This window comes from Streptomyces sp. NPDC047000 (assembly GCF_040644295.1).
In the GTDB taxonomy this organism is placed as follows: domain Bacteria; phylum Actinomycetota; class Actinomycetes; order Streptomycetales; family Streptomycetaceae; genus Streptomyces.
Genome location: NZ_JBEYWE010000034.1, coordinates 58,539 through 78,279, shown reverse-complemented (window position 1 = coordinate 78,279; position 19,741 = coordinate 58,539). Strand labels below are relative to the sequence as shown.

The following is a 19,741-nucleotide window of genomic DNA, read 5'->3' as shown; positions in this document are numbered from 1 at the left end:
CCTCGCCCCGACCGAACGGCCGGAGACGGGGTATCAACATATCTGGCGTTGATTTTTGGCACGCTGTTGAGTTCTCAAGGAACGGACGCTTCCTTCGTACTCACCCTCTCGGGCTTTCCTCCGGGCTTCCCTTCGGTGTTTCCGACTCTATCAGATCCTTTCGGCGTCTGATTCCCCGTCAGAGGGGGTTGTCTTTCCGGCTGTTGGGCCGTTCCGACGTCTCAAACCTTAGCGGATCCGCTCGGCGATTCCCAATCGGGCCTTGCGGCCGATTCACGGGCGCCATCGAGTTCCGGAATCGCGTTGAATTCGGGCACGCCGAAAACAACCCGTCCGGGGGATCGTGCTGATGGTTTGGTGCCGCTCACGCGGCGGAGGTGCCGCCGTAGAACCGTTACGGTTCCGCGGCAACCCGAAGAACTCTACGGAGCCGGGGAGGCAGTGTCAACCTCCCCGGGTCAAGTTTTTTTCGGGGCCGTCAGTCCAGGTCGGTAAGCCGGCCGCCGGCGTCCGGCTGGGCGTCCTCCACCCTGCGCAGCAGCCTGGTGAGGACCTCACCGAGGGCGGTGCGCTCGTCGGCGTTGAGGTCCTGGAGGAGGTCTCCCTCGAAGACCGTGGCGAGCCGCATGGCCTCGAGCCACTTCTCGCGGCCGTCGGGAGTCAATTCCACGATCACCCGGACGCGGTTGCTCTCGTCCCTCTCCCGGGTGACGTACCCCTCCGTGACCATCCGGTCGATGCGGTGGGTCATCGCGGCCGGCGTCAGTCCGAGGCGCTTGGCGAGGTCGCTGGGGCCCATCTGGTAGGGGGCGCCGGAGAGGACGAGCGCCTTGAGCACCTCCCACTCGGCGTTGCTGATGCCGAGGGCGGCGGTCTGACGGCCGTAGGCGACGTTCATGCGCCGGTTCAGGCGGGACAGCGCCGAGACGATCTTCTCGACCTGCGGGTCGAGGCCGCGGAACTCCCGCTGATAGGCGGCGATCTGGTCTTCGAGGCTCGGCTCGTCGCCGATGACTGTGTTACCCGGGGTGTCACCCATGCGCGGAAGTATCGCACGGGGCCGGTTGGCGTCGAAGTTCTCAGAGGTGTACCGTTTAGCTTCGAATTTTACCTTCTAAGTCTTTGCCTCTAAGTACTCTGCGCCCTCCCGGCGTATCGCTACGCGCGTCGACTTGCGACCGCGCGCACCGGTGGTGTCGGGGAGCCCGGGGGCGGGCGAGAGACCTGAGAGATGAGAGAGGTGAACGTGACCAGGGCGAGGGGCGCAGCGATGCGCCGGATCCACGTGGGCAACGCGCTCAGCGCGTTCGGGCTCGGCTTCACCGTCCCCTATCTGTACGTCTATGTGGCGCAGGTGCGGGGACTGGGGTCCATGACGGCGGGGCTCGTCCTCGCCGTGTTCGCCGTGGCCGCGCTGATCGTGCTGCCGTTCGCCGGCCGTGCGATCGTGCGGCGCGGCCCCCTGACGGTTCTGCTCACCGCCCTGGTCCTGGCCGCGATCGGCGCGATGGGGCTGGGGCTCGCGGCGGACGCGCCGGCCGTGCTGACGGCCGCGGCGCTGCTCGGGGCCGGGCAGGCGGTCATGCAGCCCGCGCTGGCCACGATGATCGTGGACTGCTCGGCGGCGGACACCCGCTCCCGCGCCTTCGCGATGCAGTTCTTCCTGCAGAACCTCGGGCTCGGGATCGGCGGTCTCATCGGCGGTCATCTCGTCGACCCCTCGCGCGTGTCGTCGTTCACCCTGCTGTTCGCGATCGAGGCGGGGATGTTCCTGGTGCTGACCGCGGTGATGGCGACGGTGCGGACGCCGGGCGTGTCGCGGGTCGCGGGCGCGCAGGCCGACGGGGCGCAGGGACCGGGGAGCGGCCTGCGGGTGCTGCTGGGCGACCGGGCCATGGTGCGGCTGGGCGTGCTCGGCTTCGTGATGTTCTTCGCCTGCTACGGGCAGTTCGAGTCGGGGCTGAGTGCGTACGGCGTCGAGGCGGCGGGGATCTCGACGTCCACCCTGGGCACCTGTCTTGCCGCGAACACGCTGATGATCGTGGTGGCGCAGTTCGCCGTGCTGAACGTCGTGGAGCGCAGCAGCCGGACCCGGGTGATCGCCGTGGTCGGACTGATCTGGGCGGTGGCGTGGCTCGTGGCGGGGTACGCGGGGCTCGGGGACGGTGGCCGGGCGGTGTCCACGGCCGCGTTCGTGTCGACGTACGCGCTGTTCGGGCTGGGAGAGGCGATGCTGTCGCCGACGGTCGCGCCGTTGGTGGCCGATCTGGCGCCGGCCGGGCTGGCCGGACCGTACAACTCGGCGTTCGCCCTGGTGAAGCAGCTGGCGCTGGCGCTCGGTCCGGCGGTGGGCGGGCCGCTCGCGGCCGCGGCGCCGGGGCCCTACATCGTGACGTTCGTACTGGTCTCGCTGGGGATCAGCGTGCTGGCGCTGCGGCTCGGGCGGCGGCTCACGCCCGTACAGGACCGGCCGTGGCGCGGGCGGAACCGGGTCGTCGCGCGGGGCGTCGCGGTGGATCCGGGGGCGGTGGCCGCCGAGGCGTGAGGCGCCGAGAGGCGCACCGCCCGTGGGCGTGTCGACGCGTGAGAAGTGCGGTCTGAGAAGTGAGGCCTCAGGTGCAGCCGGGCGGCCGTCATCCGCGGATGGCGGCCGTCCTCGTCGTGCGGCGGAAGGGTCAGGGTTCGTCCTGGCGGGGCAGGACGAACTCGCACCACACCGCCTTTCCCCCGCCCGGGGTGTGGCGGCAGCCCCAGCTGGTGGCGATGCTCGCGACGATCGCGATGCCGCGGCCCGACTCGTCGTGCGGTTCCGCGCGGCGGCGGCGCGGGAGGTGGTCGTCGCCGTCGGTGACCTCGACGATGAGGCGGCGGTCGGTGCGGCGCAGCCGCAGCCGCATCGGCGGGGTGCCGTGCTGGAGGGAGTTGGCGACGAGTTCGCTGGCCGCGAGGACGCCGAGGTCGTGCAGTTCGGCGGGGAAGCGCCAGCTGGCGAGGACGCCGGAGGCGAAGGCCCGGGCGCGGGGGGCCGCTTCGACGCCGCCGAGGAGGTCGAGGGCGGCGTTGCGGAAGAGTTCGCTCTCGGTGCCGGTGCGGGCGGGGTGCTGGAGGACGAGGACGGCGACGTCGTCGTCGTGGTCGGCGGTGACTCCGGCGGAGCGGACCAGGCGGTCGCAGACGACCTGGGGAGTGCCGGTGGCGCCGGAGAGGGCCGCTTGCAGGGCGGTGATCCCCACGTCGAGGTCCTGGTCACGGCGTTCGACCAGGCCGTCCGTGTACAGGACGGCCGTGGAGCCGGGGCCGAGCTCGACGGAGCCGGACGTGTGGATCCAGCCGCCGGTGCCGAGCGGCGGTCCGGTGGGTTCGTCGGTGCGCAGCACGGTGCCGTGCTCGTCGCGGACGAGGATGGGCAGATGGCCGGCGGACGCGTACACCAGGCGGCCCTCGTTGGGATCGTGGACGGCGTAGACGCAGGTGGCGATCTGGTTGGGGTCGATCTCGGCGGCCAGGCCGTCGAGGAGCTGGAGGACTTCGTGCGGGGGCAGGTCGAGACGGGCGTAGGCGCGGACGGCGGTGCGCAGCTGGCCCATGACGGCCGCCGCGCGCACGCCGCGGCCCATGACGTCGCCGATCACCAGGGCGGTGCGGCCGCCGCCGAGGGTGATGACGTCGTACCAGTCGCCGCCGACGGCCGCCTCGGTGCCGCCGGGCTGGTAGGTGGCGGCGACGCGCAGGTCGTCGGGCTGTTCGAGTTCCTGCGGAAGGAGGGAGCGCTGGAGGGTGACCGCGGTCTCGCGCTGGCGGCGTTCGCTGGCGCGCAGGCGTTCGGCGGCATCGGCGTGGTCCGTGACGTCGGTGGCGAAGACCAGGACGCCGGCGTCCCCGTCCCGGCCGGCGTCGTCACGGCCGGTCCTGCCGATGGCTCTGCCGGCGGTCTTGTCCGCGGCCTTGGCGGTGCTTCTGCCCGTCGTCCTGCCGGTGGTCCCGAGGCCGTTCTCGCCCGCCGGGGTGCAGGTGAAGGTGTAGGAGCGGCCGTCGGGGGCCCTGCGGGACTTGAGGGTGCGGGGTTTTCCGCTGCGCAGGACCTGGTCCAGGAGGGGGAGGAGGCCGAGCTGGTCGAGTTCGGGGAGGGCGTCGCGGGCCGGTTCGCCGAGCGGGCGGGCGCCGAAGGCGGCGGTGTAGGCGTCGTTGACGTAGGCGATGCGGTGGTCGGTGCCGTGGACCAGGGCGACGAGGGCCGGGACGCGGTCGAGCACGTCGCGGGCGGGCAGGCCGTCGACGGCGGGGGTGCTGTCGGGCCTGCCCGTGCCGTCGGGCCTGTCGGCGCCGTCCGTCCTGTCGTTGCCGTCGATGCCGTCGGGCCTGTCGATGCCGTCGGCCGGCTGTCCGGCGCGGGCCGCGGGCACGGCGCCCTCGCCCCGCCGGTCCGGGGTGACCGCGTGGTCGGTCCGCGCTGCGGCGCGGCGCTGCGTTCCGGGGAGCCGGGCGCTCCAGCGCGTGAAGTTCACTTGGGAAGATGCCTCGTGGGTGCAGAGGGCGAGCGGGGAACTCGTCCGGGTTCGTGAGCAGTGTGGCAGGGTGGCCGACGCGGCGACATCCGTCAGACGCCGGGGCGGGCCGTGGAGTTCCTGGGTCCGGTCAGGACGACCCGTTCGGGTTGTCCTCCGGGGTGTCCTCGCCGTCGCGGTGCGGGGTGTCCTGCCGAGAAGGCTTTCCACCCGCGGCCAGTTCGAACTCCGCGCGGGGATGTTCCAGCGAACCGAGGGAGACGATCTCCCGTTTGAAGAGCCCGGCCAGGGTCCACTCGGCCAGCACACGGGCTTTGCGGTTGGCGGTGGGCACCCTGCTGAGGTGGTACGCGCGGTGCATGAACCAGGCGGGGTAGCCCTTCAGCCTGCGGCCGTAGATCTGTGCGACACCCTTGCGCAGTCCCAGTGAGGCGACGGCGCCCGCGTTGCGGTAGGCGTAGGTCCGGAGGGGCTCGCCGCGCAGGCTGTGCACGATGTTGTCGGCGAGCACCCTGGCCTGGCGCACGGCGTGCTGGGCGTTGGCGGCGGTCAGCGCGCCGGGCTGCGCGGCGGTGACGTCGGGGACCGCGGCGGCGTCTCCGGCGGCCCAGGCGTGCGGAGTGCCCTCGACGGTGAGCTGCGCGGTGCAGGCGAGGCGGCCGCGCGGGGTGAGCGGGAGGTCGGTGGCGGCCAGGAGGGGGTGGGGGCGGACGCCTGCGGTCCAGACGAGGGTGCGGGTGGGCAGGCGCCTGCCGTCGCTGAGGACGGCGACGCGGCCGGCGCAGGACTCCAGACGGGTGTCCAGCAGGACCTGGATGTTGCGGCGGCGCAGTTCGGCCAGGGTGTAGCGGCCCAGCGCGGCGCCGACCTCGGGGAGGATGCGGTCGGACGCCTCGACGAGGATCCACCGCATGTCCTCGGGCTGGACGTTCCGGTAGTAGCGCGTGGTGTAGCGGGCCATGTCCTCGAGTTCGGCGAGGGCCTCGACACCGGCGTAGCCGCCGCCGACGAAGACGAAGGTGAGGGCGGCGGAGCGGACCGCGGGGTCGCGGGTGGAGGAGGCGATGTCGAGCTGCTCGATGACGTGGTTGCGCAGCCCGATGGCCTCCTCGAGGGTCTTGAAGCCGATGCCGTGGTCGGCGAGCCCGGGGACGGGGAGCGTACGGGACACCGAGCCGGGGGCCAGGACGAGTTCGTCGTAGGAGAGGCGTCCGGCGCCGGTGCCCTCCTCCTGGGTGGCGAGGGTGGTGAGGGCCGCGGTGCGCTTGGTGTGGTCGACGGACGTGATCTCGCCGGTGACGACCCGGCAGCGGTCCAGGACGCGGCGCAGCGGTACGACGACATGGCGGGGGGAGATCGAACCGGCGGCCGCCTCGGGCAGGAACGGCTGGTAGGTCATGTAGGACTCGGGACTGACGACGGTGATGCCGACGGCCCCGCTGCCGATCTCGCGCCTCAGCTTCCGCTGGAGGCGCAGGGCCGTGTACATGCCGACGTAGCCGCCGCCGACGACGAGAATGCGCGCACGTTCCTTCACCGTCCCATGACGCACCCGGCGCCGCGGTTTGTCCACAGGCCCGGCAATTCATGTGACCGGCGCCGAGGAGCGCGCGGGGTCGGCCTCTTCGTCGGCCCGCGGGGCAGGCACGCAGGTCAGATGGTCCGGACAAGGGGGCGTGCGGGCACGCATTACGGGCGTATACGACCCGTGGTCCGATCGGGGGGCGCTCCGTGCGGAACCTGCCCCTTCTGAATTGACTCCCTCTCAACTATGTTCGTGTGTCGACGGGGTGCGGGGGACGGGGTCGAACGGGCCCGCGACGGGCGGCCCCCGGACACGGCCGAGGCGTGTTCCGGGCACTCCGGATCTTCGAAAAGGCGGGGAAGGTCTCCGGGGGGAGACGTCGTTTCATCGACCGGGGGAACACTCATGCACATTCAGGACTCTCATTGGCCATCCTCGTCCCTGTCCGCGTCCGCGGTCGCGGCCGGCGGCGGGATGCTGGGCGCGGCCGCCGCGGCGGGCGGCGGGCGCGGGGACGGCGGCCGTACGGCGCCGCTGCGGGTGGACGCACAGCGCAATCTGGAGCATGTGCTGCGGGCGGCACGCGAGGTGTTCGGCGAGCTGGGGTACGGCGCTCCGATGGAGGACGTGGCACGGCGTGCCCGGGTCGGTGTCGGCACGGTGTACCGGCGGTTTCCGAGCAAGGACGTGCTGGTACGGCGGATAGCCGAGGAGGAGACGTCGCGGCTGACCGAGCAGGCGCGGGCCGCGCTCGGCCAGGAGGACGAGCCGTGGTCGGCGCTGTCGCGTTTCCTGCGCACGTCGGTGGCGTCGGGCGCGGGGCGGCTGCTGCCGCCGCAGGTGCTGCGGGTCGGTGCCGGTGACGAGGCCGGCCCGCCGCAGGACGAACTGCGGGTGCCGCAGCAGCGGACCCAGTCGTCCACCGGTGACCGTGACCTGCGGCTGGTCGCGGAGGACGCGCGGACCGCGGAGGACGGCACGGGGGCGGCGGCGCTGCTCGACGTCGTCGGACGGCTGGTGGAACGGGCGCGGACGGCGGGCCAGCTGCGCGCGGACGTGTCGGTGGCGGACGTGCTGCTGGTGATAGCCACGGCGGCGCCCTCCCTGCCGGACGCGGCGCAGCAGGCGGCGGCGTCGGCCCGGCTGCTGGACATCCTGCTCGAGGGGCTGCGGTCCCGCCCCGTCTGAACCTGATGCCGGGCCGCCGCCGCACGGCGTTCACCCCGACGGGGTTCGGGGTGGGCGGGGTCCGGCTTCGGTCGGCCGGTGGGGCGGAGGCCCGGGGGTTCAGGCGCCCGAGGCCAGGGCTCCGCGGCGGGGTGCTATTCCTGACGGGACCGCGCGGGCGCGGGCCGGGGTGCCGGTCCAGCAGGTGCCCCGGCGGGCCAGCAGGCGCCGTAGCCACAGTTCGAGGGAGACCAGGTCGGCCAGGCCGTCCAGGGGGAGCGGTTCGCCCTGGGCCGCGCCGCGCAGGGCCTTGCGGACCACACGGGCCTCGACCAGGCCCGCCTCCGCGAGGAGCGGCGTGTCGAAGAGCGACAGCACGGGTTCCGCGGCCACGCGCAGGCCCGCGCGGGCGGCGGCGGACGACGAGGCGTGCGAGGGGGCGCCCCAGCCGGGGGGCAGTTCGGCGACCCCGGCGCCCTCCAGGACCGTGCGCAGGATGGCCGCCCGGGCGCCCGGCTGGACCCGCAGGGCCTCCGGGAGGGCCCGGCAGGCGCGGACGACCTGGTTGTCGAGGAACGGCGCGTGCAGGCGCTGGAAGCGGATCTCGGCGGCCTGTTCCAGGATGCGGAGGTCGGCCGCGTGGCGGGCCAGGGCGGCCCGTGCGCGGTGGTCACCGGGCCGCTGCCCCGGGCCGATGCCGCCGGCGCGGTGCGCCGAACCTTGCAGACGAACCGATACTTCAGCGAGTGCCTCCCCCGTGAGCCAGCGGGCGGCCGGTCCGGGTCTGGCCCAGGTGAGCGCGGCGAGCGACGCGCCGACGGCGCCGCCGGGTTCGTCGAAGCGGCGGCGCAGGAGCCGGTCGGCGAGGTGGTCGACGCCGGTGCTGTACGGCGTGCGGGCGAGCCGGCGTGCCGCGCCGTACACGCGCGCGGAGACCAGCACGGAGCCGTCGGCCTTGGCGAGCGCGGCGACGGGCCGCACCAGATGGCGCCGTTTGCGGTCCAGCAGGAGGTCGGCGAGCCGGGCGGGGTGGGCGTCGAGGACCTGGCGGGCACCGTAGCCGGTGAAGTGGTCGGCGCTGCCGGAGGCGAGGCGGGCGCGGTGCCGGGCGGCGGCGACCAGGGAAGGGCCGGGTTCGTCGGTCAGAGGGCCGTCGAGGTCGGCGTACGGCAGGAACTCCTCGCCGCCCGCCACCACCACGTGGTGCAGCCGCGGGTTGGCGGCGAGGGTGCCGGCCCGCTGCACCTCGGCCTCGCGTCCGCCGACGGCCAGGTCGTTGTAGGTGACCGCCAGCAGGCGCTCGCCCGCGCCCGTGCCGTGGCCGAGCACGGTGCCGGGCCTGCCGGGCAGCCCGGCGGCGAGCAGGGCGAGGGTGCCGGAGGCGGGGCCGCCGGACAGGTCGGCGCCGATGCCCGGCACGGGCGTCCCGCGCCCGGCGCGCCGCTCCCCCGGCCCCATGCCGGGCACGGGCCCGGGGTCGAGACCGGCACCGGGTACATGTCTGGGGGCGGCGAGACGGGTGCGTACCGCTTCGACCAGTGCGTCGCGCACCGCGGCGACCGCACTGTCCGGATCTGCGGGCGCCGCCGCCACCGCGAGGGAGGCGACCGGCTCGTACCCGGCGATCTCGCGCGCCCCGGCGCGCAGCACCAGCGCGTGCCCGGGCGGTACGCGCCGTACGCCTTCGTAGGGTGTGGAGTCGTGCAGGGCGGCCGGTACGTCGGGGGCGGCCAGGAGGGCGGCCAGGTGGCCGAAGTCGAGGTTGGCCTCGACGAGGTCGGCGAGCGGCAGCGCCGCCGTGGCGTAGGCGGTGCCGCCCTCCCACGGGGTGTGGAACACCGGCCGGGCGCCCGCGAGGTCGCCGCAGACGGTGAGCCGGCGGCCCACCTGGACGACCGCCGTGTAGCTGCCCGGCCAGGCCGTCAGATGCCGCAGCGCGCCCCCGCGCGTGGTGACCAGGCCGAGCCGCAGCTGGTCGTCGGTGGCGCCGCAGGTGCCGAGGACGGCGATCCGGGTCTGCGGGTCGATGCTCACCACGCGCACCTCGTCGGGCCGCCAGTCGCCCACCGCCCACAGCGGGTCCGGGTCGCCCCACAGGAGCTGCGCGCCGACCGGCTGGACGGTCTCGCCGTCGAACCCGGTGGCCCCCGCGGCACCGATCTCGGCGGTGCCAGGGGTGGTGCTGCTCCATCCCACCAACCACCGCATCGACGCCTCCACAGGCCGTGGACCACCAGTGCCACGTACGAACGTCATGTGCGAACGCCACGTACGAACTGGGGACCATGCTGCCATGAAGGAGGCGCGCCGGAGGGGCGGCGGAGCCGCTCGGGATCTCCCGCGCCGGTGCGGGCGGCTCGTCCGCCGGAGCGGGGCACGGGGTCTGCCGGACCGTCAACTATGCTGCCCAGCAAGGTCATGACGACTCGAATGCGCCCCCGCTGTGCGCCCCGAAAACGCCCAACGCGCCCTCAAGTTCCATGGTCGGAGGGCTGATCGCCTGCGAACGGTGGGGTATATTTTCAGCCAAATATATGGTGCGGGGACAGGTTCGCGCACGCTCCGTACAGGCACCGCGCGCGACCTGACCCACGCGCACGGTCCGGGAGGCGGGCTTCGCCTCCCGGACCGGTCCGCCGCCCGCGGGGATGAAGGCGGCGGTGTCCCCCAGCCCACTGGATCCAGTACAGCGGGCCGACCCACGCACGATCCATGGAAGCGCTCCCCCGGTGGCCGGAGAAAGGCGCACGCGTGGGCGCACGGCCACACGGCGGGGGCACGCCCCGGCACGCCGTGCACAGTGCGTGCACGGTCCGTGCCCGGACCGCCCCGCGGCACGGACCACAATCCCGCCAACCGGAACAATGCCTCTTAACGCTTGGGATGCGGCGAACTACGCTGGGTTTACGAATGCCGCGTGGTTATGCCAGCGCGGCAGCCGGCTGTGTCGAGGGGTGGCGCAATGTCCAGGGAGCAACGCGGGCCGAACGAAAAGCTCGGCACCGTTCTCGCCCTCGCGGGAATCAGCAACGCAGGGCTCGCGCGCCGCGTCAACGACCTCGGCGCCCAACGCGGGCTGACACTTCGCTACGACAAGACGTCGGTGGCGCGCTGGGTGTCGAAGGGCATGGTGCCGCAGGGCGCCGCGCCCCACCTCATCGCGGCCGCCATCGGCCAGAAGCTCGGCCGCCCCGTGCCGCTCCAGGAGATCGGCCTGGCGGACGCGGATCCCGCACCCGAGGTGGGCCTCGCCTTCCCCAGAGACGTCGGCCAGGCGGTCAGGACGGCGACCGAGCTGTACCGGCTCGACCTCGCCGGCCGCCGCGCGGGCGGCGGAGGCATCTGGCAGTCGCTCGCCGGCTCGTTCGCAGTGAGCGCATACGCAACGCCCGCCTCACGCTGGCTGATAACCCCGGCCGACAGTTCGGTGGCGCGCGACGCGAACCTCTCCGAGGGCTCGTCCACACCGCTGAAAGTCGGCCACAGCGATGTGCAGAAGCTGCGGGAGGCCGCCGAGGACGCCAGGCGCTGGGACTCCAAGTACGGAGGCGGCGACTGGCGTTCGTCGATGGTGCCGGAGTGCCTGCGGGTGGAGGCGGCACCGCTGCTGCTCGGCGCGTACTCCGACGAGGTCGGCCGGGCGCTGTTCGGGGCGAGCGCCGAGCTGACCCGGCTCGCGGGCTGGATGGCCTTCGACACGGGGCAGCAGGAGGCGGCGCAGCGGTACTACATACAGGCGCTGCGGCTCGCCCGCGCGGCCGCCGACGTGCCGCTGGGCGGTTATGTGCTGGCATCGATGTCCCTCCAGGCGACCTACCGCGGGTTCGGCGACGAGGGCGTCGATCTCGCGCAGGCCGCGCTGGAACGCAACCGGGGTCTCGCCACCGCGCGCACCATGAGTTTCTTCCGGCTCGTCGAGGCGCGGGCCCATGCCCGCGCGGGTGACGCGCAGGCGGCCGGTACCGCGCTGAAGTCCGCCGAGGGGTGGCTGGAGCGCTCGCGCGACGGCGACAACGACCCGTCGTGGCTGGGTTTCTACTCCTACGACCGGTTCGCCGCCGACGCCGCGGAGTGCTACCGCGATCTGAAGGCACCGCGGCAGGTACGGCGCTTCACGGAGCAGGCGCTGTCGAAGCCGACGGAGGAGTTCGTGCGGTCGCACGGGCTGCGGCTGGTGGTGTCGGCGGTGGCGGAGCTCGAGTCGGGGAACCTCGACGCGGCGTGCGAGCAGGGGGTGCGGGCCGTGGAGGTGGCGGGGCGGATCTCTTCGGCGCGGACCACGGAGTACGTGAAGGATCTGCTGCACCGGCTGGAGCCGTACGGGGACGAGCCCCGGGTGGTGGAGCTGCGGGAGCGGGCGCGGCCGCTGCTGATGGCGCCGGCGTAGGCCCTCCGGGGGTGGTGCTGTCCACCGGGCGGGGGTCCGTCCGGTGCGGGGGCAGGGTTTTTCGCCCCCGCCGCCCCTTCCCGTCCCGTCCCCGGGGGCTGCGCCCCCAGACCCCCCTGTCGGCCCTGGACGGGCCTCGTCCTCAAACTCCCCCGAGCTCTTCGAGCAGGGGGCACCCCCAGACGGGCTGGGGCGGCGGGGGTGGGACGTAAAATCGGGGCACTGTGTCTGAGTCTGCGCGTGCTTCCGAAAGTCCCCGGCATCTTCCCGGGGTCTCCGTCCGGCATACCCGGGTGAAGGGGGAACCGCGGTTTCCCGACGGGCCCCGGGCCGATCCCGCCGGGTCGCACTTCGAGCGGCGGATCCGCAGCTTCCAGCCCCGGCGGAGCCGGGTGACGGCCGGGCAGGCGGACGCCCTGCAGCGGCTGTGGCCGGCCTGGGGGCTCGACATCGACGGGCAGCGTGTCGTCGATCTCGGCGAGCTGTTCGGGAACGCCCGTCCCGTCGTGCTGGAGATCGGGTTCGGGATGGGGGAGGCCACCGCGCGGATGGCCGCCGCCGATCCCGGCACCAACGTCCTCGCCGTCGACGTGCACACCCCCGGGCAGGGCCATCTGCTCCACCTCGCCGAGCGCGAGGGTCTCGCGAACGTCCGGATCGGCAACGGCGACGCCATCATCCTGCTGCGCGAGATGCTCGCCCCGGACTCCCTGGACGGGCTGCGCGTCTACTTCCCCGACCCCTGGCCCAAGAAGCGGCACCACAAGCGCCGGCTGATCCAGCCCGAGTTCCTCACCCTCGCCGCGACCCGTCTCAGACCCGGCGCGCTGCTGCACTGCGCGACCGACTGGGAGCCGTACGCCGAGCAGATGCTCGAGGTGCTCACCGCGCACCCGGACTTCCGGAACACCCGGCCGGACGGCGGTTTCGCGCCGCGTCCGGCGTTCCGGCCGCTGACCCGTTTCGAGGGCCAGGGACTGGACAAGGGTCATGTGGTGAACGATCTGCTCTTCCGTCGCGTACAGCACGAGGGCCGGGACCGGGGCCGGAGTCAGGACCACGACCACGACCGGGCCGTCTGATCCTCCCGCGCCGTCGTGGGCCGTGTTCCCGCTCGTTAGGGTCGATGCCGTGGCCAGCTCTCCCCCGTATCCGCCCCACCCCGGCCATCCGCGCTGGTGGCAGCGGCGCGCCGTGCGCTACGGAGCCCCGGTCGCCCTGCTCGCGCTGTCCGGGCTCGTCATCCTGGCCCTGGTGCGCGAGCAGACCGGCACGGACGGGTTCCTGGTCGGCATCGGTCTCGCCGTCCTGCCCGTACCGCTGCTGGTGGCCGCCTTCCGCTGGCTCGACCGCGTCGAACCCGGCCCCTGGCGCAATCTGCTGTTCGCGTTCGCCTGGGGCGCCTGCGCCGCCGCGCTCATAGCGATCGTCGCCAACAGCTTCGCCACCCGGTGGATAGCCACGGCCACCGCCGATCCGACGAACGCCGACACCCTCGGCGCCACCGTCATCGCCCCGGTCGTGGAGGAGTCCGCCAAGGCCGCCGCCGTCCTCCTCGTCTTCCTCTTCCGCAGACGCGACTTCACCGGGCTCGTCGACGGTGTGGTGATAGCCGGGGTCACCGCCACCGGCTTCGCGTTCACCGAGAACATCCTCTACCTCGGCAACGCCTTCGGCACCGACCAGCTCACCGGCGACCGCGGCATCGCCTCCGTGACCGCCGCGACCTTCTTCGTGCGCATCGTCATGTCCCCCTTCGCGCACCCCCTCTTCACCGTCCTCACCGGCATGGGTTTCGGCGTCTCCGCGTGCTGCGCCGACCGCCGGCGCGTCCCCCGCGTCCTGCTGCCGCTGTGCGGGCTGCTGCTCGCGATGAGCATGCACGCCGTCTGGAACGGCTCGTCCGCCCTCGGCCAGTACGGCTTCTTCGCCGTGTACGCCGCGTTCATGGTGCCCGCGTTCGGGCTGCTGACCTGGCTCGCCGTGTGGACCAGGCAGCGCGAGCTGAGGACCGTACGGGAGGAGCTGCCCGCCTACGCCGTCGCGGGCTGGCTGACGCCCGCCGAGCCGTTCGTGCTCGGTTCCCTGCGGGCCCGGGGCATCGCCCGCGAGTACGCCCGCCACCACTGCGGCAGGGCCGCCGCCCGGGCCGTCGCCGAGTACGAGGCCTGCGCGACCTCGCTGGCCCTCCTGCGCCACCGCGGTCGCGGCGGACAGGCGGGGCCCGACTTCGTCGTCCGCGAGGCGGAGCTCCTGCGGGAACTGTGGGTCCGCCGGCACATCGCCCGGCCCGCGCTCCAGCACGCGGCAGGGCGCGTCTGGCCCGAGTACGAGTACGGGAGGGCACCCGTTCCCCGGCCCGTCCCCTGGGCTCCGCCGCCTCTCCCGCCGTACGCCGTCCGCAATCCCTATCTGACCTGAGCCTCACGGGGGGGGCGTGTCCGGGTGGCCTCACGCAAGGGGTCCTCACGCCGGGGGACCGGAAACCGGAAACCGGCAGCCCTGACGTCGGGGGGAAGTCGTCAGGACCGCCGGGGACCAAGGGGGCGCCGGAAGAGGCCGCGGTGGGCCGCACGGAGCCGTGGTGAGCCGGGGGGAGGGTGGCCGGTCGGGGCCGGTGGGTCAGGGGTTGAGGCCCTTGCCGCGCAGCCACGTCATCGGGTCGATGCCGGTGGCCTGCCCGCCGGGGTGGACCTCCAGATGGAGGTGGGGGCCGGTGACGTTGCCGGTCGCGCCGACGCGGCCGATCACGTCGCCCGTGCCGACCTTCTGGCCGACGGAGACGCTGATCGACGACTGGTGGCAGAACCACAGCTCGGTGCCGTCGTCGAGGGTGAGGACGGTGCGGTAGCCGTACGACCCGGCCCAGCCCGCCTGGGTGACGGTGCCGCTGTGGATCGCCTTGATCAGCGTGCCGGTGGGCGCGGCGAAGTCGAGACCGGTGTGGTAACCGGACGACCACATCGAACCGGCCTGGCCGAAGGTGCCGGTGATCGTGTACGACGAGGTCGGCAGCGTGTACTGCTTGGCCAGCGCGGCCAGGCGCTCGGCCTCGGCCTTCTTCGCGGCGGTCTCCTCCGCCTTCGCCTTGGCCGCCACGGCCTTGGCGGCGGCGGCCTTCTCCGCAGCGGCAGCGGCGGCGGCGATGCGCTTGGCCTGGGCGGTCTCGACGGCCGTCAGGGCCTTGTCCGCGACCTGGGTCTGCTGCTGCTCGGCCTGGGCCATGATCCGGTTGCGCAGCGCCTCGCCCGCGTCGGAGCGCTTGCTGCCGGCCACCGTCGTCATGGTGCTGAGCGAGGCCTGGGACGCCTTGGCCGAGTCGCCGCCCGTGCCGGAGTCGTCTCCGAGCAGGGAGCCCACGGAGGGCAGGTCGGGCAGGGAGATGGAGACCGGGGGCTTGCCGGTGTTGGCGCTGGCCATGCCGCCCGCGCCGACGGCGGCTATGACACCGACGCCCAGGACCGTGGAGCTGCGGGCGAGCCCGCCGCCGCGCTGCTTGGCGACCCGGTGCCGGCCTCGGAGCGGGGCGAGGGACTCCTCGGTGGGGTTCCACTCCTGCCAGGGACCCTCGTCGGGGCGGTACTCGCCATAGGCGAAGGTGTCGGTACCCCCGCGCTGGCCCGGGATGAACGGGGATTCCGTGAGAGGCCGGTCAGACGCCACGTGGGCGCGCTCCTTCCTTCCTTCTCGCCTACCGGGTTAGCTGACGGGTTCGGAGCAGGAAGGTCTCCTACGCGCGTATAACCGCCGTGCTTCCACGGCGTCATTCGCGTGATTCACCCCAGGGAGGTGGTTCCCCGGCTCCCTTGCGGGACTCGGCGTGTGCGCACGGAGCCGTCTCTTGTGACGGCTGGGACTACCGTGCTGCGTTATCGAACGTTAATAGACGCGGAGGGCAGATTCCAAGCCGTTCCCCCTGATCAGCAAGCCCTTTTTTGCCGGACTTACCTGCCATGACCGGCGAAATTCGGGCGAGTTGACCTCGTCCCGGAAATCACCTCATGGGTGACGGTGTCTCAGATGTTACGCGGAACGGCATCGTCCGCTCACCCAAGGTGATAACGGTGCGGCAGCGGGGAGGCGGCACCGGCGCGGCACCGGCGGGAAGCGTCACGGCCGCCGTACCGCGAGCAGTGCCATGTCGTCCGTCAGACCGCCCACGGCGGCGGCGTGCCGGCGTACGTCCGCCGCGAGAGCGGTCAGGAGTGCCTGCGGGCCCGGGAAGGTACGGCCGTGGAGGCGCGCCTCGGGGTCGTAGAACACGCCGTGCGCGTCGCGCGCCTCGGACAGCCCGTCGGTGTGGAGCAGCAGCGTGGCTCCCGGGGGGAGGCACGCCTCCTGGACGTGGTCGGGCAGCGCGCTCAGCTCGCCCAGGCCGAGCGGCAGCGCCGCCGTGCCCTCGTGCAGCGCGCGCACGGTGCCGTCGGCGAGGAGCAGCAGCGGGGGCGGGTGGCCGCGGTTGACGACGCGGACCAGCGTCCCGTCCCCCGGGATCTCGGCGAGTACGGCGGTGGTGAACTCCTCGAACGTGTCGACGGTGTCGCGCCGGGTGCCCTCGCGCGCCAGCGCCCGCTCGAGGCGCCGGGCGACCGCGTCGAGTGTCGCCTCCTGTTCGGCGGCCTCCCGGAAGGCCCCGATGAGGACGGCCACCACGGCCACCGCGCCCATCCCCTTGCCCCGCACATCCCCGACGATCAGCCGGACGCCGTACGCGCTGTCCTGCACGGCGTACAGATCGCCCCCGATGGACGCCCCGGCCTGCGCCGCCTCGTAGCGCGCCGCGACGTCCAGGCCGCCGATCCGCTCCTCCGGCTCCGGCAGGACGGCGAGCTGGGCGGCCTCGGCGATCTCCCGGGCGGAGGCCAGCTGCGCGTGGCCGCGCGTCACGATGGCGTTGATGAAGACGGCCAGCGCCGCGACCGTGGTGACGGTGACCAGTTCGGTGACCGCGCCGACGGCCACCACGATGTGCCGCTCGGCGTGTCCGACCAGCACGGCCAGCGCGGCGAGGACGGCCGCGAGCCCGGTGAGGAGGGTGCCGCGCCGGGTGTACAGGGGCGCGGCGGCCAACGGCGCGGCCGTGAGCAGCGGGGTGGCGGAGAACTCCCGCGGGGTGAGGTAGTCAAGGAGGATGCCGGCGGCCAGCAGCAGCGCGGGCAGCACCCGCAGGGCGGTCCTGGCGACCGAGTTACGGCGGTCAGGTCGCTGTTCCACCGCCCGAGGCCGCTCCACTCGACTCCCTGCCCTCCCTCGCCGTCCGTCGCCGGCGTACCTCCAGTGTCCGGGCCCGGCGGCGGGCGGCGAGCGGGGCTGCGCCGAGCGGATGAGCGGGCACCCTCTCCGATGCCGTACACTGGTCTCAACGACGCGGGGTGGAGCAGCTCGGTAGCTCGCTGGGCTCATAACCCAGAGGTCGCAGGTTCAAATCCTGTCCCCGCTACTGAAGGCCGAGGGCCGGAATCCATGGATTCCGGCCCTCGGTGTTTTCCGGGCCGGTGCGTGCCGCTCAGTCGTCCAGGAGGTGCCCGTTGGGTGCCTTGGCCGCGCTCTCGTACTCGGGTACGACGACCACGGTGGCGCCGTTCGCGGCCAGCACCCCGGTGCCGTCGGCGGCGGTGACGAAGGTGTCCGGCTCCCGCCAGGCGGTCACGACACGCCGTACGCCCGCGTCGAGGATCAGCCGGGCGCAGGGCGCGGGGCGGGAGGCGCGGCGGGCGCAGGGTTCCAGGCTGCTGTAGACCGTGGCGCCGGGCAGCCGCGGATCGGCGGGGTCGAGCCTGGCGAGGGCCGCCTCCTCGGCGTGCACGACCGGGTCGCCGCCCTCCCGGGAGTGGCCGCGGGCCAGCTCGGTGCCGTCGGCGGCGACGACCACCGCGCCGACGCTGAACGCGGTGTCCGACGGCGGGCACCGCTCGGCCAGCTCGCAGGCCAGCCGCAGCCAGTACCGGTCGGCGGCGCCGGCGAGCGGACCGGTGCCGGGCGCGGTGGGTTCGTAGCGCATCAGGACGACGTCGCCGACGGCCCGCGTCTCCCTCAGCCGCAGGCGTCCGCCCTGGTAGGCGCCGGGGCCGAAGAGGCGGGGGGCGTGCGGGTCGCCGACGAGGAGCGGGGCGAGGACCAGCTGGAGTTCGTCGGCGAGGTCCTGCTGGAGCAGCTGGGTGTGGACGGTGCCGCCGCCCTCCACCATCAGGCGGCGCACGCCGCGCATGTCGTGGAGGTGGGTCAGCAGGGCCCGCCAGTCGAGGGCGGGGCCGAGGGGGACGACATCGGCGAGGGGGGACAGTCCGCGGGCCCGGTCGGCGCCCTCGTCCGTGGTGTACAGCACCTTCTCGCCGCCGGTGTGCCAGAAACGGGCCGCCGGGTCCAGGTCGCCGGTGGCGCTGACGGTCACCTTGAGGGGGTACTCCGGCCGTCCGGCGGCGACCCGGGCGGCCCGGCGCTCGGCGGAGTTGACCAGCAGGCGCGGGTTGTCGGCGCGGACGGTGCCGGCGCCGATCAGGATGGCGTCGCAGGACGCCCGTACGGCGTCGACGCGGTCGAAGTCGGCCGGACCGGAGAGGAGCAGACGCTCGGGGCCGGTGTCGTCCAGGTAGCCGTCGAGGGAGACGGCGGCGGACAGGAGGACGTACGGGTACGGCATGGTGTCGGCGCTCTCTGCTCTCTTCACGGACGGCTTGGTTCAAGTTTGAAACAAACCTACACTGGGGGCATGACGACCCGCTGGCTCACCCCCGAGGAGCAGCGCGCCTGGCGCGCGTACATCGCCGCGTCGCAGCTCCTGGAGGACGCGATCGACCGGCAGCTCCAGCAGGAGGCCGGCATGCCGCACCTGTTCTACTCGGTGCTGGCCAACCTCTCCGACGCGCCCGACCACCGGCTGCGGATGACGGATCTCGCGGAGACGCTCAAGATCACGCGCAGCCGGCTGACGTACGCCGCGACCCGGTTGGAGCGGGACGGGCTGCTGCGCCGCGAGAACTGCCGCTGGGACAGGCGCAGCAGCATCGCGGTGCTGACCGACGCGGGGCGGGCCGTACTGGAGCGTACGGCGCCGGGGCATGTGGAGACGGTGCGCGCCACGCTCTTCGACCGGCTCACCCCGGAGCAGGTGGGGCAGCTGGAGGAGATCTGCACGGGGATCGCGCGGGGGTTGCAGGGCGAGGACGATACGGCGGCCGGGTCCGGGGACGTCCCGTGGCGGCGGCGGTCGTCGCCCTGCTCGGGCTCGGTCGATTCCGCCTGAACCGTGGGAAAACAATTGCTTCAACTTTAAAGCATGGGTTAGGGTCTCACCTCGTGGCCGACTGCTCAAAATTTGAAGCACCACAGCAGTACCGCCCCACCCCAGGGGCAGCCGGCCGCGGCAGACACACCCGCACCGCAACCGGGAGACCCGCATGCCCGACACCCCTGCCGCAACCCAGCGCGCCCGCGTCCGGGTACCGCTGCGCTTCCAGGACGGCTACAGCGTCGACGCCGAGCTCGTCACCTTCCACGGCCTGACCGACGGTCAGGAGCACGTCGCTGCCGTCCTCGGCACCCCCGAACCCGGCACCACCCCGCTCGTCCGGCTGCACTCCGAGTGCCTGACCGGCGACGTCTTCGGCTCCGCCCGCTGCGACTGCGGCCCGCAGCTGCGCGAGGCGGTGGAGCGGATCGCGGTGCGCGGCGGCGTGCTGCTGTATCTGCGCCAGGAGGGCCGGGGCATAGGCCTCTACAACAAGCTCGACGCGTACGCCCTCCAGGACCAGGGCCTCGACACCTACGAGGCGAACGCGGCCCTCGGCCTGCCCGAGGACGGCCGCGACTACACGGCTGCCGCGCAGATGCTGCGCGCCCTGGGCATCGACCGGCTCGACCTGCTCTCCAACAACCCCGACAAGGCGGAGCAGTTGCGCGCGCTGGGCATCGACGTCCAGGAGCGCGTGTCCACCGGCGTCTTCACCACCGCGCACAACGTCCGCTATCTGCGCGCCAAGGTCCTCCAGACCCAGCACACCCTGCCGCTCGCCGAACTGACGGACCGCCTGCCGGAGCCGTCCGGCCTGCCCGGCCTGCCCGGCCTGGCAGACCTGACGAAACTGCCGGATCTCACCGGGCGGACGGATCTGACCGAGCGGACGGCGGGCTGAAGCACCCCACCGGACCCTGCCGTCG

14 protein-coding genes, 1 tRNA gene and 1 riboswitch are annotated in these 19,741 nt (G+C 73.3%); of the genes, 8 read left to right on the top strand and 7 right to left on the bottom strand.

The window, feature by feature from the left end; all coding sequences use genetic code 11:
• Positions 1-478: 478 nt before the first annotated feature.
• Positions 479-1,039 (bottom strand): MarR family transcriptional regulator, encoded by a 561-nt coding sequence (locus tag ABZ862_RS34125; protein ID WP_360966983.1) that lies wholly within the window; start codon positions 1,037-1,039, stop codon positions 479-481.
• Between the two features lie 231 nt (positions 1,040-1,270).
• On the opposite strand from ABZ862_RS34125, the gene ABZ862_RS34120 reads away from it, so the two are divergent.
• Positions 1,271-2,545 (top strand): MFS transporter, encoded by a 1,275-nt coding sequence (locus ABZ862_RS34120; RefSeq protein WP_360966980.1) that lies wholly within the window; start codon positions 1,271-1,273, stop codon positions 2,543-2,545.
• Positions 2,546-2,675: 130 nt separating this feature from the next.
• Here ABZ862_RS34120 and ABZ862_RS34115 read toward each other — a convergent pair whose 3' ends face one another.
• Together ABZ862_RS34115 and ABZ862_RS34110 are read right to left on the bottom strand one after the other, a co-directional pair.
• Positions 2,676-4,505, bottom strand: coding sequence for a SpoIIE family protein phosphatase (locus tag ABZ862_RS34115; protein WP_360966977.1), 1,830 nt, complete (start codon positions 4,503-4,505; stop codon positions 2,676-2,678).
• A 130-nt stretch (positions 4,506-4,635) separates the two neighbouring features.
• Positions 4,636-6,042, bottom strand: coding sequence for an NAD(P)/FAD-dependent oxidoreductase (locus ABZ862_RS34110; RefSeq protein ID WP_360966974.1), 1,407 nt, complete (start codon positions 6,040-6,042; stop codon positions 4,636-4,638).
• Positions 6,043-6,435: 393 nt separating this feature from the next.
• On the opposite strand from ABZ862_RS34110, the gene ABZ862_RS34105 reads away from it, so the two are divergent.
• Positions 6,436-7,218: a helix-turn-helix domain-containing protein gene (locus ABZ862_RS34105; RefSeq protein WP_360966971.1), complete on the top strand. Its 783-nt coding sequence runs from the start codon at positions 6,436-6,438 to the stop codon at positions 7,216-7,218.
• Positions 7,219-7,317: 99 nt separating this feature from the next.
• Here the strand turns inward: ABZ862_RS34105 and ABZ862_RS34100 are convergent, their stop codons facing one another.
• Complete coding sequence (locus tag ABZ862_RS34100) at positions 7,318-9,405, bottom strand: asparagine synthase-related protein (protein WP_360966968.1); 2,088 nt, start codon at positions 9,403-9,405, stop codon at positions 7,318-7,320.
• Positions 9,406-10,159: 754 nt separating this feature from the next.
• Between ABZ862_RS34100 and ABZ862_RS34095 the strand changes: the two genes are divergently transcribed.
• The 3 genes from ABZ862_RS34095 (at position 10,160) to ABZ862_RS34085 (ending at position 14,005) form a co-directional block, all read left to right on the top strand.
• Positions 10,160-11,584 (top strand): MFS transporter, encoded by a 1,425-nt coding sequence (locus ABZ862_RS34095; RefSeq protein WP_360966965.1) that lies wholly within the window; start codon positions 10,160-10,162, stop codon positions 11,582-11,584.
• Positions 11,585-11,808: 224 nt separating this feature from the next.
• Positions 11,809-12,666, top strand: coding sequence for a tRNA (guanosine(46)-N7)-methyltransferase TrmB (gene trmB / locus ABZ862_RS34090; RefSeq protein WP_360966962.1), 858 nt, complete (start codon positions 11,809-11,811; stop codon positions 12,664-12,666).
• Between the two features lie 49 nt (positions 12,667-12,715).
• Complete coding sequence (locus ABZ862_RS34085; RefSeq protein ID WP_360966959.1) at positions 12,716-14,005, top strand: PrsW family intramembrane metalloprotease; 1,290 nt, start codon at positions 12,716-12,718, stop codon at positions 14,003-14,005.
• 201 nt (positions 14,006-14,206) lie between these two features.
• Here the strand turns inward: ABZ862_RS34085 and ABZ862_RS34080 are convergent, their stop codons facing one another.
• The gene (locus ABZ862_RS34080) at positions 14,207-15,247 is read right to left on the bottom strand and encodes a M23 family metallopeptidase (RefSeq protein WP_360966956.1); all 1,041 of its coding nucleotides are present in this window, start codon (positions 15,245-15,247) and stop codon (positions 14,207-14,209) included.
• Positions 15,248-15,257: 10 nt separating this feature from the next.
• Positions 15,258-15,415, bottom strand: a riboswitch (cyclic di-AMP (ydaO/yuaA leader).
• Between the two features lie 279 nt (positions 15,416-15,694).
• Positions 15,695-16,798, bottom strand: a complete 1,104-nt coding sequence (locus ABZ862_RS34075) for a PP2C family protein-serine/threonine phosphatase (RefSeq protein WP_360966954.1) — start codon at positions 16,796-16,798, stop codon at positions 15,695-15,697.
• A gap of 152 nt (positions 16,799-16,950) precedes the next feature.
• On the opposite strand from ABZ862_RS34075, the gene ABZ862_RS34070 reads away from it, so the two are divergent.
• Positions 16,951-17,024, top strand: a tRNA-Met gene (locus ABZ862_RS34070).
• 66 nt (positions 17,025-17,090) lie between these two features.
• Here ABZ862_RS34070 and ABZ862_RS34065 read toward each other — a convergent pair.
• Complete coding sequence (locus ABZ862_RS34065) at positions 17,091-18,224, bottom strand: dihydrofolate reductase family protein (protein ID WP_360966986.1); 1,134 nt, start codon at positions 18,222-18,224, stop codon at positions 17,091-17,093.
• Between the two features lie 69 nt (positions 18,225-18,293).
• On the opposite strand from ABZ862_RS34065, the gene ABZ862_RS34060 reads away from it, so the two are divergent.
• On the top strand, positions 18,294-18,827 hold the full coding sequence (locus ABZ862_RS34060) for a MarR family transcriptional regulator (RefSeq protein ID WP_360966951.1): 534 nt from the start codon (positions 18,294-18,296) through the stop codon (positions 18,825-18,827).
• 154 nt (positions 18,828-18,981) lie between these two features.
• The gene (ribA, locus tag ABZ862_RS34055) at positions 18,982-19,716 is read left to right on the top strand and encodes a GTP cyclohydrolase II (protein WP_360966949.1); all 735 of its coding nucleotides are present in this window, start codon (positions 18,982-18,984) and stop codon (positions 19,714-19,716) included.
• Positions 19,717-19,741: the final 25 nt, after the last annotated feature.

What these genes read in the sequence shown, in the direction of transcription:
- ABZ862_RS34060 (WP_360966951.1), top strand. Translation starts at nt 18,294, where the DNA reads ATGACGACCCGCTGGCTCACCCCCGAGGAGCAGCGCGCCTGGCGCGCG.
- ABZ862_RS34065 (WP_360966986.1), bottom strand. Translation starts at nt 18,224, where the DNA reads ATGCCGTACCCGTACGTCCTCCTGTCCGCCGCCGTCTCCCTCGACGGC.
- ABZ862_RS34100 (WP_360966968.1), bottom strand. Translation starts at nt 9,405, where the DNA reads ATGCGGTGGTTGGTGGGATGGAGCAGCACCACCCCTGGCACCGCCGAG.
- ABZ862_RS34105 (WP_360966971.1), top strand. Translation starts at nt 6,436, where the DNA reads ATGCACATTCAGGACTCTCATTGGCCATCCTCGTCCCTGTCCGCGTCC.
- ABZ862_RS34120 (WP_360966980.1), top strand. Translation starts at nt 1,271, where the DNA reads ATGCGCCGGATCCACGTGGGCAACGCGCTCAGCGCGTTCGGGCTCGGC.
- ABZ862_RS34095 (WP_360966965.1), top strand. Translation starts at nt 10,160, where the DNA reads ATGTCCAGGGAGCAACGCGGGCCGAACGAAAAGCTCGGCACCGTTCTC.
- ABZ862_RS34125 (WP_360966983.1), bottom strand. Translation starts at nt 1,039, where the DNA reads ATGGGTGACACCCCGGGTAACACAGTCATCGGCGACGAGCCGAGCCTC.
- ribA (WP_360966949.1), top strand. Translation starts at nt 18,982, where the DNA reads ATGCCCGACACCCCTGCCGCAACCCAGCGCGCCCGCGTCCGGGTACCG.